Raw genomic sequence first — 14,190 nt, forward strand, 5'->3', positions numbered from 1 at the left:
TATTTGGGTTCCTGCACAGAACAAAAAGAGAGGCAGGCCGCACTGGCCCGCCCCTCTCCACTGACTTGAAACACCCTTCTCAACGGCTTGCTACGTCTTCACCACTCTTGTCCTGCACCTCTGCCCCTCAGTACCTCACCGCTTCCAGCTTGCTCAGGCTGACCCCCGCCGAATTGGCCGTCAGCGTCAGGGTCTTGGTCCCGGCGCCCACCCCAGCGAAGTCCACCGGAATCGTCTGCCCGGCCCCGATAGACAGCGGCACACTGCGGCCGTTGAAGCTGAGCGTAAAGGCGCTGCTGCTGGCGCTGCTGGCGTTGGTGAGGAGGAAGCGCAGGTTGCCTGCCGCACTGACATTCAGGTCGTAGGCCTTGGCGGCTCCGTTAGCAATGGCACCCACGCTGGTCGTAATCACGCCCGGTACAGCGGTGGAGGCGGCCGAGGTCGTCACGCTCAGGTCGCCCGTAAAGGCTGAGGCGTTGTTGCGCGCGTCCACGGCCCGCACCTTGAAGGCGTAGGTGGTGCCGCCCGTCAGGCCGCTGACCGTGCCACTGGTGCCCGTCACGCTGCCGCTGAGGGCGCCGTTCGTGTAAATCTCGTATTTGCTGACGCCGCAGTTGTCGCTGCTGGCGGTCCACGACAAGGTGACGCTGCTGCCGGTTTTGCTCGGCGAGGTCAGGCCACTGGGCACGCTGGGGGCCGCGCTGTCGGTATCGCAGGGGTTGGGATTGCCGCCGCCGCTGAGGTTGGCACCGCTGACGCTGCCGATGACCACGCCGTCGCTCTTGGCGGTAATCGTGATGGTCTTGGCGCCGGTGCCCACGTTCGGGAAGTCGGCAATCACAGTTTGGCCGGCGTCCAGCGCGAGGTCGTAATTGGTGCCGTTAAACGCTAGGTTGATCGTGCGGCTGTTCTGCCCCGATGCACTCTGCACCGACAGGCGGTAGGTGCCCGCCGAAGTCACGTTGACCGGGAAGTTCTTGCTCGCGCCGTTGGCAATCGCGCCGCCGCTGGTGGTCACGGTGCCGGGCAGGTTGGCGGTCGTGCTGGCGGCGGCCGTGGTGACACTCAGGTCACTCGTAAAGCTGCCCACGTTGCCGGCCGTGTCTTTAGCGCGCACCTTGAATGTGTAGGCCGTGTTGGCGCTCAGGCCGCTCACCGTGGCGCCCGTGCCCGTCACGGTGGCCTTGAGGGCGCCGTTCTGGTACACCTCGTAACTCGCCACGCCGCAGTTGTCGCTGGCGGCCGTCCAGGACAGGCTCACGCTGTCGCTGGTCTTGCTCGGCGCGGTCAGGCTGCCGGGCACGCCAGGGGCCACCGTGTCGGTCTGGCACACCGGGGGAGGCGTGCTGCCGCCGCGCGAGGACACCACTTGCCGCGCGGGCACGTTCAGCGTGGCCCCATCCGAGAATGTCACCGTGATGGCGCTGCTGCCGGGGTTATAGGCCGCGTAGGTGCGGGTGCTGCCCTTCTTGAACACGGCGTAGTTGGGAACGTTGGCGGTCACGCTGGTGTCCACCTGACCCACGGCGTTGAGGCTGTGCAGGAACTGGTAGGTGTGGGCCTTGGTCTCGCCCTCTTCAGGGGTGTAGGCGCCGCTGCCAAACTTGCCCACTGCTCCGGCGGCGTCGTACAGACTGTAGACCTGCCAGAAGATGTCGCGCCACATGGTGGGTTCGCGGCCCAAGAAGTCGTAATTGGTTTTCAGGTAGGCCGGGTTGCGGCCCAGGTACAGGCTGCCCGCCGTCATGGGCAGGAAGTTAATCCCCTGAATGGCTTCTTTCTCGGCGCTAAACCAGGTGGAATAGGCGCCGCCGTCGCCCCAGACCATGCCCACGGCGGGTTTGTTGAAGCCGGCGGGGAACACGCCGCCCCCCTGGTTAAACCAGTACTGCTCAATGGCGGTCGTTTCGGTGGCGTACAGATAGATGCCCAGGTCGCGCACCGCCGTGTTGCCCGTTACCGAGCCCCAGTTCACCAGTGCCGAGGAAAAGTTCATGTCCTCGCTGCTGGATTCCTGGTTGTTGCCGGCCGCAAAGCCGGAGTGCCCAGCCGCCCACGAATGCCCAGCGTAGGGGTCAAAGTTGCGCAGGCGCGGGAACTGCCCGGTGTTGCCGGTCCAGTTGGCTGCGTCCATGATCAGGTCGTTGATGCTGGCGCCCCAGGTGCGGCCCTGGGGGGTGGCGCCGCTCGGCCAGCTGGGTCGGTACTGGGTCAGCAGCGCGGCGGCCTTGATGAAATAGCCCCAGTGGAAGTGGTGGTCGTTCAGCTCTTCCTCGCTGCCGTAGCCCTGCGGATAGCCGATCAGGGTGCCCCACGCCGAGTTGTAATAGAAGTAGTTACTGCCCTGGCCGTCCAGCCAGTCCTGCAGCACGCGCTGAATGGCGTCCAGGAAGGCCGTTTGCGCGCCAGAGTTTCCAACCTGCTCCGCCAGCGGCACCAGTTCGGCCAGTTTGCCCAGGCCCTTGCCCACCCAGTACGAATCGCCGGTGGGGTTGAGGGTCGCGCTGGTGTTGGCCTCGTTCACGTAGGCGGCCAGCTGCGTCTTGTTCAGGGTGTTCGCCGAGCCGTTGTCAGGGAGGTAAGGCAGCACGCCCTGAAATTTCTGGCTGGTGGTAAAGCTGCCCGCCCCGCGCACCACCCGCATCTCGCCGCGTGGCGAAGCGTAGGTGTAGCCGGTGTTCACACTGCCCGAGTTCAGCCACTGGTGGCGGTACAGCGCCATAACGGTGCCGCTGGCACTGCCTTCCTTGGCGACGGTGTCCACGGTGTACGTGCTGTTCAGGGTGGCGGTGGCCGCGTTGTAATTCCAGCTGACGCTGCTGCCCGTCACGAAGTTATAGGCGTAGGTCTTGAAGTCGTTCAGGGTGGCGACCGTGTTGTCCGGCAGGGCGGCAATCGAGTAGTAGTCTTTGCCGTTCAGGGTAGAGGTGGCCACCGTGTTGTTCACGCTCCAGCTGGACCCGCTGGGCGCAAAGATGCCGTAGTGGCGCCCGTTAACTGTGATGCCCAGGACATTGCCCTGGTTTGACCAGACTGTTGGGGTGGCAATAAAGGTGATCTGCGCGTTGCCGCCTGTTTTGGTGGCGTAGACGAAAGGCAGGCCATGCCCGAACGTGGTGCGCAGGGTGCGGGCACCGTCGTTCCAGAGGGCGGTGGCCGTCCAGTCGCCCCAGTCGTCCACCTTGGTGTCAGGGGCGTTCAGGCCACTGACGCCCAGCGTCAGGTCAGGCGTGTAGGGGTATTCGTATTTCTCCAATCCCGAGGCTCCCACGATCTGCGAGCGGTTGGGGTAGCTGACTTCCAGACCGCCCGCGCGGGCGTGCATGGCCAGGGGATGGGCGAACATATTCTCGGAGTAGGCGTTGCCGGCGTTGCGCTTGAACAGCAGCGACGACCAGAATTCGTTGGTGGGGGCCTTGCCCTTGGCGGCGCCGGCGGCGGTCCAGGCAGGTGTCAGAAGGGCCCCGGAGGTGTTGGTGGGTCCCCCCTTGGCACCGGGAGGAGGCGAGTTGCCGTAATCCAGACTGTTCAGCACTGGGCTCTGGGCTGCGGGCGCTGAAGCCACGGGGCTGCTCCCCTGCGGCGTCACACTTCCGCAGGCCGACAGGGCGAGGCTCAGACCAAGCAGCAGGGTAAAACGGGCGCGACTTCTGGACATACGACACCTCCTGACCGCCCGGCAGGGGACGGTCAAATCGAAAACGTTTTCAGAATGAACGAATGGGGAAGGAAGCTGGGTTACGGACGGGCGTAGCGCACCGATTCACGCACGCTCAGGGTGAGGGGCAGGTCAGGGTGGGGGAGAGGCTCGTCGGGGGTCAGCAGCTGGTGCAGCACGGCGCTGGCCGCCTGCTGGCCCATCTCGAACAGGGGCTGATGCACCGAAGTCAGGGGCGGCAGGGTGAACTGGGACGCGGGCAGGTCGTCAAAACCCATCAGCGAGATGTCGTCCGGGACGCGAATGCCGCGCCGGTAGAGCCCCAGCCGCGCCCCGTAGGCCATCTGGTCATTGGCCGCGAAGATGGCCGACAGGCCGACGCCCTGCCCCAGCCAGTGTTCGACTGCCAAGATGCCGGCCGTTTCGTTGAAATCACCTTCAAACACCAGACGTGGGTCAAAGGCCAGGCCTGCGTCGGCCAGGGCCAAGCGGTAGCCTTCCAGGCGGTCCACCGCGTCGCGCTGAGACGGCACCCCGGTTAGGTGCCCGATGCGGCGGTGGCCCAGCTGAATCAGGTGCGTGGTGGCCAGAAAGGCGCCCTGCACGTTGTCGATGCTCAGGCACATGGGTTCCAGACCCGGCACCCGGCGGCCCACCAGGGCCAGCGGAAAGCGGGCCGCCAGGTCACGCAGCGCCTGGTCGGTCAGCCGGCCCCCCAGGATAATCAGGCCGTCCACCTGCCGCCGGGTCAGGGCAGTGATGGCCGCCGACTCATCCTGAATCTCCCAGTGCCCATTCACGAAGATGGGCTGGTAGCCACTGCCCGCAAAACCGGCGTCTATACCGCGCGAGACCTCGTTGTAAAAGGGGCTGGCAATGTCCTGGGTCAGCACCCCGATGGTCATGGAGCGGCCGCGCACCAGGCCCTGCGCGGCGGCGTTGGGTTCGTAGCCCAGCTCCTGCGCGGCGGCCAGCACCCGCGCCCGTTTGTCGCCGGCCACAGCCGAGGAGCCGTTCAGCGTGCGCGACACCGTGCTGATGGACACGTCGGCGGCGCGGGCAATGTCTTTGATGGTCACGTTGCGCGTCATAGGGACAAGTCTGCTCCAGAAGGCGGGCACAGGGCGCAGCGGGAAGGGCAGCCGTCTGCGGCCCGCTGAACTGAATTGAGGTCTAGGCCCCGAGCTTAATCGGCTTTGAAAACGTTGTCAAATGGTGCAGTCTGACTGGTCCACCGCTTATGCCTTAGGCTGCCGCCATGACCCTCACCACCCCGGACCTTCAGGCCCAGATTGAACGCGGGCTGCGCGACCTGGCTGACCTCGTGGCGCTGCCCAGCGTGTCGGCGCAGGGCCGCCACCTGCCCGAAACAGCCGCCGCAGTCACGGCCCTGCTGGAAGCCGAGGGCTTCCGCGTGCAGGCTTACCCCGGTCAGGTGGCTCCGGTGCTGGTCGCCGAGGCCGGTGAGGGGCCGTTTACCCTGCTGATCTACAACCACTACGACGTGCAGCCCGAAGACCCCACCGAGTTATGGGACACGCCGCCCTTCACCCTGACCGAGCGGGATGGCCGCCTGTACGGGCGCGGCGCCAGTGACGACAAGGGCGAACTGATTTCGCGGCTGGCGGGGCTGCGGGCGCTCAAGGCTGCGCGTGGGGGGCAGTTGCCCTTAAAGGTCAAGTGGCTCATTGAAGGCGAAGAAGAGGTGGGCAGCCCCAGCCTGGAAGCGTTTGTGGCCGAGCACGCCGCCGAACTGAAAGCCGACGGCGTGTGGTGGGAATTCGGGTCGGTGACGCCCGAGGGCCGCCCGGTGCTGTACGCCGGTCTTAAGGGCATCGTCTGCCTGGAACTGCGCTGCCGGGTGGCTGCCAGCGACCTGCACAGCAGCAACGGGGCCGTGGTGGACAACCCGCTGTGGCGCCTGGCCTCGGCCGTGGCAGGTCTGAGGGACGCCGACGGCACGGTCCTGATTCCCGGTTTTCACGACGACGTGCGCCTGGCCAGCGAGGCCGACCGGGCCGCCATTGCCCGCCTGCCCGGTCAGGGCGAGGCTCTGCGCGACACCTACGAGGTCACGCGGCTCCTGGGCGAGGCGGCGGACTACCACACCCGCCTGAACCTCAAACCCGTGGTGAACGTGAACGGCTTTCACGGTGGCTACGAAGGCGAAGGGAGCAAGACGGTGCTGCCAGCTTTCGGCATGGTCAAGCTGGATTTCCGGCTGGTGCCGGACCAGGACCCGGCGCGGGTGGTGCAGCTGCTGCGGGCCCATCTGGACGCCGGGGGCTTTGCCGACATCGAGATCGTTGAACTGGAAAGCCATCAGCACCCGTCGCGCAGCGACCTCTCGCACCCCTTCGTGCGGACTGCGGTGCAGGTGGCGCAGCAGGTATACGGGGCCGAGCCCATCCTGAACCCCAGCAGCGGCGGCAGCGGGCCAATGCATCCGTTTATGGCCCATGTGGGGGCGCCCGTTATTGCGCTGGGGATTGGGAATATCGGCGGGCGGGTTCACGCGCCGAATGAAAACATTTTGCGGCGGGATTTTGAGACAGGGGTGCGGTTTGCGGCGGCGTTTTTAGAGGCATTGGGCGGTTAGCCCCACCCCCCCAGCCCCCCTGCCCCTCTGGGGTAGGGGGGCTGGGGGGGTGGGCAAGAGTTTCTACTGGCGTCGGCGTGCTTGCTCTGTTCGGTGACGTGTCTTGCTCAGACGCCATCCTCCGGGCCACCGGAATGGCCTGCGCGCTGCGCGCACAATGGCCTCGCCTGGACCTGGGCGGGATTGGGGCAAGGGGTCTTGGTGCGGCCCAGAGGTTCGACTTTTGAAAAGAAGAGGGGCCGTTGCTTGCTGTCCACTTGTATGGAACCGGCACAGCTCTGAAAAAAAGGGCGGAGGTCGTTCAGCCTCCCGCCTCTCCTTCGCCCCCGCTTTTCCTACTTCCTACAACCCACTTCCCGGCCTTCACGCATCCGGGTAGACCTTGACCTCCGTGATGTGCGCCCGGTCAGGGCGGCTCAGGGCGTGGGCCACGCTCTTGGCCAGGCCACGGGGGTCAATCATGGTGTCCCAGGCCAGGCCAGCGTCACGGTTGGTCGGCGTATCGATGGCGCCCATGGGGTACAGCACCATGCCGCGCACCCCTTTGCCTTTCAGTTCGTCGTGCAGGCTCAGCACATAGGCCGCCACGGCCGCTTTGCTGGCGGTGTACAGGGCCGCCTTGGGGCCGCTCAGGCGGGCCGCCTGCCCGGCGCTAATTCCCAGAATCAGACCGTCTTTTTGCTTGAGCATATGCGGCAGCACGCCCTGCACCGCATGAAACAGGCTGGTCATGTTCGTGTCGAACAGGGCGCGCAGGTCGGCGGGTGTGGCTTTCTGGGCGTCCTGGGTGGTAAACGTCCCCACCGTATGAATCAGGGTGTCGACCTTGACCTTTTTCAGCGCGTCAATGCTGGCGGGGTCGGTCAGGTCAAGGTCGAGCACCTCGGTGGCCGGAAAGCGGTCGGCGGCGCGCGCCAGCGACTCGCCGCGCCCCACCAGCACCATCTGGGCGCCGGCGTCGTCGAGTTCCTGGGCAATGGCGGTGGCAAGAGCGCCGCCCGCGCCGGTCAGCATGATGGTGGAGGAGCCGAGATTCGCCATGCCCCAGGGTAACGGGTGAGCTGTGGGGGCGGCGGCCCAACCTTAGCGTTGGCCTAAGCAGGTCTCATGAGTGTGCTGCGCCGTAAGCCCTGGCCCGCACACTGGCCCAGTCGCCCTGCCCCAGCACAAACGGCGCCCGCTGGGTGTGGGTGGTCACGCGCGGGCCGTCCGGGGCCAGATAGAGATTGATCTCGCTGCGAATGCCAAAGCCTCTGGCTGCCGGGTAGGTGCCGGGCTCAATAGTTACGCCCAGGCCCGGCGTCAGGGCGCGGGTATCGCGGGTTTCGTAGTCGTCCAGATTGGCACCCGAGCCGTGAATCTGCACGCCCAGATCGTGCCCGGTGCGGTGGAGGAAAAAGGGTTCCCAGGTCGGCCCCATCGCGTCGCGGGCGGCGCGGTCCAGCATCCAGCCCTGCACCTCGCCCCAGCCCTGGGCGGCGTACCTTTCTTCCAGCAGCCTCAGGGCCGCGTCGCGGGCCGCGCTCACGGCTGTCCAGGCGTCCAGGTACTCCTCGCTCGGCTGTCCGGCCGTGCCCACCCAGGTCACATCGGCAAAGGGGCGGCCCGGTTCCTGCGCCCACAGGTCAATCAGGACGCACTCGCCTGGCTTCAGGGTGGCGTGGCGTTCGGGGCTGGGTTCGTAGTGGCTGTCGGCGGCATTCACACCGAACGACACGTTGACGGGGTGCCCGGCGCTCATGCCGGCCGCCTCAATCTGGCGCATGATGACGGCCTGCGCGTCCAGTTCCGTGACCGGTTGCCCGGCCGTCAGCCGCTCGTGAATCAGGCGGAAGGCGTCGTCCTTGGCGCTCATCAGGACGGCCACGGCGCGTTCGTGGGCCGCCAGGTCGTCAGGACTCCAGGCCAGAAAGGCCTGCAGCAGGTCGGCGCTCGTGTGAATGTCGCCCGCGCCAGCGGCCCGCACGCGCTCCACCGTGCCGGCGTCCACCCGGCTGACATAAGGCACAGCGCCGTTCGGGCTGTATTCCATCGCCACCGTCTGGCCCGCCACCACGCCCCGCAGCGCCGCGTCCAGTTCGGCGTGGGACCCAAAAGGCTGCAGTCGCGCGCCCCAGTGCCGGGTGATCTCCTGCCAGGTGCCGCCCTCAATATGGTTGTGCAGCACCGTCGCTTGTCCCTGCCGGGGCACCCACACGAAAAAGCGCCGGGTCAGGAAGGCCCCTGGCGGCAGGTCCAGCACCCGCCGCGCGTGAGGATTGAGGCCCTGAAAGTCGTACATCAGCCAGCCGTCCAGAGAGGTGGCGGCCAGGGCGCGCTGCATCTGCGTGATGGGCGAGGTCATGGCGTCAGGGTAACGCGGCGAGAAGGCCAGGGGCCACAACCACTGGCCCCCACGCGCCGGCGTCGGGCGGTAGGGGCCAGGAAGGAGCTGAGAAGAAAGAGACTTGGCGGTGGGGTGTCATCCACCTGCTGTCCACTACGGGCCAGGCGGGCTGGGGGTTCCCGGCCAGGGGCGGCGGCTAGCGGTAGCGGGCAAAGGCACTCTGGCTGGCGTAGTTCTGGCGGCCACTGCTGTCCGTGAACTGCGTCAGGGCCTGCACGTCCAGGCGGCCGCGCGCGAAGTTCAGGACCAGGGTGGTGGTGGCAAAGCCCTTGGCATAGACGGCGCTGGCGGTGAAGTGGTTGCTGTCACTCACATTCGCGCCGTAGGTGAGCGCATTCGCCTGGCCCCAGTCGCAGTCGTTGGGGTGGCAGCGGCCAAACACCTGAACGGTCATCTTGCCGGCCGACGTACGGGTCACGTTGATGCGGGTGATGCCGCTGGTGGCCACGTCGGTGTTGACCCAGGTGCCCACCATGTCGGTGGGGGCGGCCAGCGCGGTCTGTGGGGTCACCAGGGTGGTCAGGGCCAGCGCGCCCAGCAGGAAGGAAAAGGCGGTGCGAGGCAGGGGAGCGGTCAGGGTGTGGGCAGCGGGGGTCTGGCTGGTCATGGCAGGTCTCCTGGGTGGGGTAGGGGGCTCGTGGGGCGGCTCTGTCGGGTGCAGCGGGGCGTGCCTCCTCCGCTGATGCCCAGAAGGTACACAGGCCTCCATGAGCGGCCCGTGACCGCTGGGGGTCAGGTGGCCGTCAGGTATGACCAGGCCAGGAAAAGCCCGCCTGGTGGCGGGTTTCAGGTGGACGAGGCGACGAAGACTCATACGGGTTCCGTTTGTTTCGTTGACAAATCGGAAAAACATCGATTTGCCAACTCCACGTCCGGAACCCGTTTTTCTCCTTCTCGCTCTGCTGCGCAGCTTTGCAAGTCCGCTCGGATTTCATCGTTTTTGCAAACGATTCAATCGGAGTCTGTATCAGTCGCTGGCCGAGCGGTCGTAAGGGCTGCGCGGCGGCAGGGTCCGGACCAGGACGTGGGCGCGCGCGTAAGCCAGGTTCCAGGCGCGAAGGTCGCGGGGCGCGTCGTAGCGGTCGTGCAGGTCGTCAATCACGTTCTGGGCCGTCAGGCAGTTCTTGGCCGGGCCGCAGCCGGGCACCAGGGCGTCCAGATTCGCCACCACCGTGGGCACCGCGCCGGCACCCAGTTCCAGCAGGTCCTGCACATTGGCGCGCTGCGGGGTGCTTCTCAGGTCATTCGTGACGCCAGCAGTCTGGCGGTGCAGGTTCACGCGGGCGATCAGCGCGCCTGGGTTGAGCGCCGTGGTGGTCAGCAGGGTCGCCAGGCCCAGCAGCAGCGCGGGATAGGCAAAGCGCTCGGTGCGGCCATGCCACAGCAGCAGGGCCAGCCACACCAGCGTGACCGTTACCCACAGCAAAAAGGCGGCCCCCAGAACCCGAATGCTGCTCAGGCCATACGCCTGGGTGTACAGCCCCCAGCGCTGGGCGGCGCTGGCCAGAATAATCAGCAGCGGCACCAGCACCGCCGCGTTCAGGGCGCGGTAGGCCCAGCCGGTTCGGATGCGCGGCGCACTCAACCCGTGGGCGATCAGCAGTACGCTCAGGGTCAGGAACGCCACTGTCATCAGCTCGCTAAAGCCCCGGCGAATGTAGGCCGCGTAGGTCTCGCCGTCGGGCAGCCCGCCGCCCAGCAGCGCGGGCACCTGCAGGGCCGCGAAGGTCACGAACAGCAGGCCCAGCGCACCCAGCGGCAGACCCACCTCGACCAGACCCAGACGGCTCTGGCGCGTGGGCAGCGGCAGCAGGGTGGGCCGCAGCGCCATCAGGGCGGGGTAGAGCAGGCCAGCGGCCAGGAAACTCCAGAACAGCCACTGGCCGCCCGCGTTGACCATCTCGCCCAGCCCCTCACCAGGCCGCCACAGGCGCTCCAGCGCGCCCGCAAAACCCGCGTCGGCGCTGGCCAGCAGGGCCCCGAACACCAGCAGCAGCGGCGCGCTCAGGGCCAGGCCCACCCCCACGCGGCCCAGCTGCCGGCCCTGGGCGGCGGCGGGCCGCAGAACCGTCCAGGGAAAGCGTTCTAGGAGCACGAAGGGCGCGTACAGGGCCCGCAGGCCACCCGTTACCAGTGTGCCCAGCAGCGTGCCCGCACCGGCCTGGCCCAGGCCGGGAAAGCGCAGGAAAGCGGCGCCCAGCGTCAGGCTGGTCAGCAGCCCCAGGGCGTTCAGCAGGGCCAGTTCAGGCGGCGCAGCCCACAGGGCAAAGGTCAGGCCAAAGGCCACTGCCAGCCCCAGTAGGGTCACGCTCTCGCGGTTGGGCGTCTGGCCTGTGCGCCGCGCCGCCCACACGCTGGCCCCGGCCAGCAGCGCCAGCCACACAGGCAGATTGGCCCCGGCCGCGCCCGTGCCGTTAGTCAGCAGGTAGGCCGCCAATCCCAGGCCCCCGGCCAGCAGCAGTGGTGTGGCGGCCCGCGCTGGGCGGGGCCAGGGTGCAGCTGCGGGGGCCCTGGCCTCAGTCCCCACCGTCTCGACTGCTGCATTCAGGGCAGGGCTGGGCTCGGGTGGCAGCGGACCAGCGGGCGGGACGGTGGACATGGGGTCACCGTAAGCCGGGCCGCCCGCCGGGGCGTCCCCCGGAAGGAGGAGGGCTGCAGGGGGCTCCGGTACGGTTGCCCCGCCCGCTGCGCCCTACACTCGCGCCATGGCCTTTCCGGACATTCAGAGCTTCATGCGGCTGCTGGAAGACCGCGGCGAACTGCTGCGGGTGGACACGCCGGTCTCTGCCGACCTCGAAATCACCGAGCTGGCCGACCGCCTGGTGAAAAAGGGCGGCCCCGCCCTGCTGTTCGAGAACGTGGTGGGCAGCGAGTTTCCGGTGGTCATCGGTCTGATGGGCACCCGCGAGCGCACGGCGCTGGCGCTGGGCGTCACCGACCTGGACGACCTGGCCGCGAAGGTGCGCGCCCTGATTGACCTGGGAGGCTCGGGCGGCCTGGGCGGCCTGCTGAGCAACCTCCCCAAACTGCGCGACGCCATGAATCTTCCGCCCCGCCGGGTCAAAACTGGCCCCGCCCAGGAGGTCGTCTGGCGCGGGGATGAGGTGGACCTCTCCAAACTGCCCATCCTGAAGTGCTGGCCGCTGGACGGCGGGCCGTTCGTGACCCTGCCGCTGGTCATCACCAAAGACCCCGAAACCGGCGAGCGCAACATGGGCATGTACCGCATGCAGGTGATGGGCAAAAACACGACGGGGATGCACTGGCAGCGGCACAAAACGGGCACCCGGCACCTGGAAAAGGCAAAAAGGCTGGGGCAGCGCCTGGAAGTCGCGGTGGCCATCGGCGGCGACCCGGCCCTGATTTACGCGGCCACCGCGCCCCTGCCGCCCATTCCCGGCCTGGACGAGTTTGCATTAGCGGGATATTTACGGGGTCAGCGCTACCCGGTGATGAAGGGCGTGACGGTTGACCTGGACGTGCCAGCCAACGCCGAATTCATCCTGGAAGGCTACGTAGACCCCCAGGAGCCCTGGGTGACGGAGGGGCCCTTTGGCGACCACACCGGGTTTTACACGCTGCCCGACCTGTACCCGCAGTTTCATGTGACGGCGGTCACCATGCGGCGCCGGCCTGTTTACCCCGCGACCATCGTGGGCCGCCCGCCGATGGAGGACGCCTACCTGATTGAAGCCTCCGAACGGCTGTTTCTGCCCGCCGCGCAACTGGTGTTGCCAGAAATTGTGGACTACCACATGCCGCCGGCTGGAGTGGCGCATAACCTCGTGGTGGTCAGCATCAACAAGAGCTATCCGGGGCAGGCGTACAAGGTGGCCAACGGTCTGTTTGGCCTGGGGCAGATGATGTTTGCCAAGGTCATCGTGGTGGTGGACGGCGGGGTGCCGGTCAATGACTTCGGCGCTGTGTGGCGCGAGGTCACGCAGAAGGCGGTGCCGGGCCGTGACACCCTGACCACGCGCGGCCCGACGGATGTGCTGGACCACTCCAGCCGGGGCTGGGGCTACGGCGGCAAACTGGTGATTGACGCGACCACCAAGCGCCCCGAAGAGGTCGGCAGCGCTGTCAGTTCCCGTGACGAACAGGCCAGCGACCTGGCCCCGGAGCAGTTCGCCCCAGCGGTCTCAGCCGATCTGCCTCTCTTCCCTGGTGCGCTGGCCCAGACCCAGACACCGGACGGGTACTGGACCGTGGCGCTGGACAAAACGCAGCCTGGTCAGGCGAGGGAACTGGCCACAACCTTCACGGCCCATCCGGCCGCCGGGGGCATGCGGCACCTGCTGATCGTGGATGAACAGACGAACGTGCACGACCTTCAGGACGTGTGGTGGACCATCCTCAACAACATTGACCCCGAGCGCGACGTGTGGGTGGAAGGTGGCCTCCTGGTCTGGGACGGTGCCCGCAAATTGCCCGAAGAAGGCTTTGTGCGCGAGTGGCCGCCCAAAATTGTGATGGACGAGGCGGTGGTGCGCCGGGTGGACGCCCTGTGGCACCTGTACGGCCTGCCTGAACAGTGGCGGTAATCCTCAGAGGGTGGTCAGTCGCGGTGGGTACGTTTCAGCCATGAATCCGTGGTGGCTGGGTCTGACTCTTCTCGCCGCTGTACCAGCCCTGGGACAGCTCCAGCCTTTACCGGGCAAAACTCCGATCACCGTTTGCCCAGGTCTGATTCAACCCGCCGTCAGCGTCACGTTAAAAAATGAGCGCGGACAGGTGCTGCATCACGCCGGCGGCTCGGCATCGCAGGTGACAGTCCAGCGGGAAGGCGCAGGGCGTTACGCCGTAACTGTTCAGCGCCGCTGGTATCAGTCGGTCACGGTGCGGGGGACTCATGTACTTGAAGACCGGTGCGGGCCAACGCGGGCCACCCCTGTGACTGTGCACTTGCGTCCGGTGCCCGGCGCACCTCCGATTCGTGCATTTATCATCTTGGGTCCCACCAGTGGAACATCGGTCATCGGCTTTTGGCCGTATTTCCAGCGCCACCGGACCTTTCTGGACGCGCCTGGCTCGGTCAGCCGTGAAGTTATCTGGTCGTCCAGCGATTCTGCGGTGGCGACGGTGGACAGCGCGGGCATGCTGCGCTCGGTTTGCAGCCGCGAGGTGGGGTGGGCCACCATCACGGCCACCCTGAAAGCTGAGCCCTCTGTTCAGGCAAGCATACGCTTTAGCCGTGGGGGTGGGGGCATGGTGTGCCCGCGTGGCGCAGTGGACCGCTGAGAGGCTGAAGTCGGAGACCGGGCAGCCACGCCACCCTGGCCTTCATCAAAAGTCGCAGAGGGTCCGCTCATCCAGACCAGGGGCTAAGAGGTGTTGACAGGAAATGCCAGGAGATATATAGTTCTCTTCGCCCGAGAAGAAGGGCGAAGGCGAAAAGCCCCACGGGCCTCGCTGGGACGCATGAAAATCTGGTAGTGATGACGATGACAGGACGGCTCGACAGGGCCGTGTGGGCAGACTACCCCCCGGTGGTCTCCAGACTCACGAAACAGCCAAGCCGCAAGGTGAGGCAAACAACGGTACCCA

General features: G+C 66.8%; 9 protein-coding genes. 3 read left to right on the forward strand and 6 right to left on the reverse strand.

Annotated elements, in window-relative coordinates; genetic code table 11:
• Positions 1 to 127 precede the first annotated feature (127 nt).
• Both GO986_RS21630 and GO986_RS21635 read right to left on the reverse strand, forming a co-directional pair.
• Positions 128 to 3,658: a glycosyl hydrolase gene (locus GO986_RS21630; RefSeq protein ID WP_157461597.1), complete on the reverse strand. Its 3,531-nt coding sequence runs from the start codon at positions 3,656 to 3,658 to the stop codon at positions 128 to 130.
• Positions 3,659 to 3,738: 80 nt separating this feature from the next.
• Positions 3,739 to 4,749 carry a LacI family DNA-binding transcriptional regulator gene (locus tag GO986_RS21635; RefSeq protein ID WP_157461598.1) on the reverse strand — a complete coding sequence of 337 codons (1,011 nt, stop codon included), beginning with the start codon at positions 4,747 to 4,749 and terminating at the stop codon, positions 3,739 to 3,741.
• 167 nt (positions 4,750 to 4,916) lie between these two features.
• Here GO986_RS21635 and GO986_RS21640 point away from each other — a divergent pair, with 167 nt between their 5' ends.
• On the forward strand, positions 4,917 to 6,257 hold the full coding sequence (locus GO986_RS21640) for a M20/M25/M40 family metallo-hydrolase (RefSeq protein WP_157461599.1): 1,341 nt from the start codon (positions 4,917 to 4,919) through the stop codon (positions 6,255 to 6,257).
• 363 nt (positions 6,258 to 6,620) lie between these two features.
• Here GO986_RS21640 and GO986_RS21645 read toward each other — a convergent pair whose 3' ends face one another.
• From GO986_RS21645 to GO986_RS21660, 4 genes are all read right to left on the reverse strand, one after another.
• Complete coding sequence (locus GO986_RS21645) at positions 6,621 to 7,298, reverse strand: SDR family oxidoreductase (RefSeq protein WP_157461600.1); 678 nt, start codon at positions 7,296 to 7,298, stop codon at positions 6,621 to 6,623.
• A 64-nt stretch (positions 7,299 to 7,362) separates the two neighbouring features.
• On the reverse strand, positions 7,363 to 8,601 hold the full coding sequence (locus GO986_RS21650) for a M24 family metallopeptidase (protein ID WP_198170907.1): 1,239 nt from the start codon (positions 8,599 to 8,601) through the stop codon (positions 7,363 to 7,365).
• A gap of 178 nt (positions 8,602 to 8,779) precedes the next feature.
• Positions 8,780 to 9,250, reverse strand: a complete 471-nt coding sequence (locus tag GO986_RS21655) for a hypothetical protein (RefSeq protein ID WP_157461601.1) — start codon at positions 9,248 to 9,250, stop codon at positions 8,780 to 8,782.
• 360 nt (positions 9,251 to 9,610) lie between these two features.
• Positions 9,611 to 11,242 carry a DUF4153 domain-containing protein gene (locus GO986_RS21660; protein WP_157461602.1) on the reverse strand — a complete coding sequence of 544 codons (1,632 nt, stop codon included), beginning with the start codon at positions 11,240 to 11,242 and terminating at the stop codon, positions 9,611 to 9,613.
• A gap of 106 nt (positions 11,243 to 11,348) precedes the next feature.
• Here GO986_RS21660 and GO986_RS21665 point away from each other — a divergent pair, with 106 nt between their 5' ends.
• Both GO986_RS21665 and GO986_RS21670 read left to right on the forward strand, forming a co-directional pair.
• On the forward strand, positions 11,349 to 13,187 hold the full coding sequence (locus GO986_RS21665) for a menaquinone biosynthesis decarboxylase (RefSeq protein ID WP_157461603.1): 1,839 nt from the start codon (positions 11,349 to 11,351) through the stop codon (positions 13,185 to 13,187).
• Positions 13,188 to 13,227: 40 nt separating this feature from the next.
• Complete coding sequence (locus GO986_RS21670; RefSeq protein WP_157461604.1) at positions 13,228 to 13,884, forward strand: Ig-like domain-containing protein; 657 nt, start codon at positions 13,228 to 13,230, stop codon at positions 13,882 to 13,884.
• The last annotated feature ends 306 nt before the right edge of the window (positions 13,885 to 14,190 follow it).

Source organism: Deinococcus arboris, assembly GCF_009755355.1.
GTDB lineage: Bacteria > Deinococcota > Deinococci > Deinococcales > Deinococcaceae > Deinococcus > Deinococcus betulae.

Coding starts and splice junctions, on each gene's coding strand:
- GO986_RS21670 (WP_157461604.1), top strand. CDS start 13,228: ATGAATCCGTGGTGGCTGGGTCTGACTCTTCTCGCCGCTGTACCAGCC.
- GO986_RS21650 (WP_198170907.1), bottom strand. CDS start 8,601: ATGACCTCGCCCATCACGCAGATGCAGCGCGCCCTGGCCGCCACCTCT.
- GO986_RS21635 (WP_157461598.1), bottom strand. CDS start 4,749: ATGACGCGCAACGTGACCATCAAAGACATTGCCCGCGCCGCCGACGTG.
- GO986_RS21630 (WP_157461597.1), bottom strand. CDS start 3,658: ATGTCCAGAAGTCGCGCCCGTTTTACCCTGCTGCTTGGTCTGAGCCTC.
- GO986_RS21660 (WP_157461602.1), bottom strand. CDS start 11,242: ATGTCCACCGTCCCGCCCGCTGGTCCGCTGCCACCCGAGCCCAGCCCT.
- GO986_RS21640 (WP_157461599.1), top strand. CDS start 4,917: ATGACCCTCACCACCCCGGACCTTCAGGCCCAGATTGAACGCGGGCTG.
- GO986_RS21665 (WP_157461603.1), top strand. CDS start 11,349: ATGGCCTTTCCGGACATTCAGAGCTTCATGCGGCTGCTGGAAGACCGC.
- GO986_RS21655 (WP_157461601.1), bottom strand. CDS start 9,250: ATGACCAGCCAGACCCCCGCTGCCCACACCCTGACCGCTCCCCTGCCT.
- GO986_RS21645 (WP_157461600.1), bottom strand. CDS start 7,298: ATGGCGAATCTCGGCTCCTCCACCATCATGCTGACCGGCGCGGGCGGC.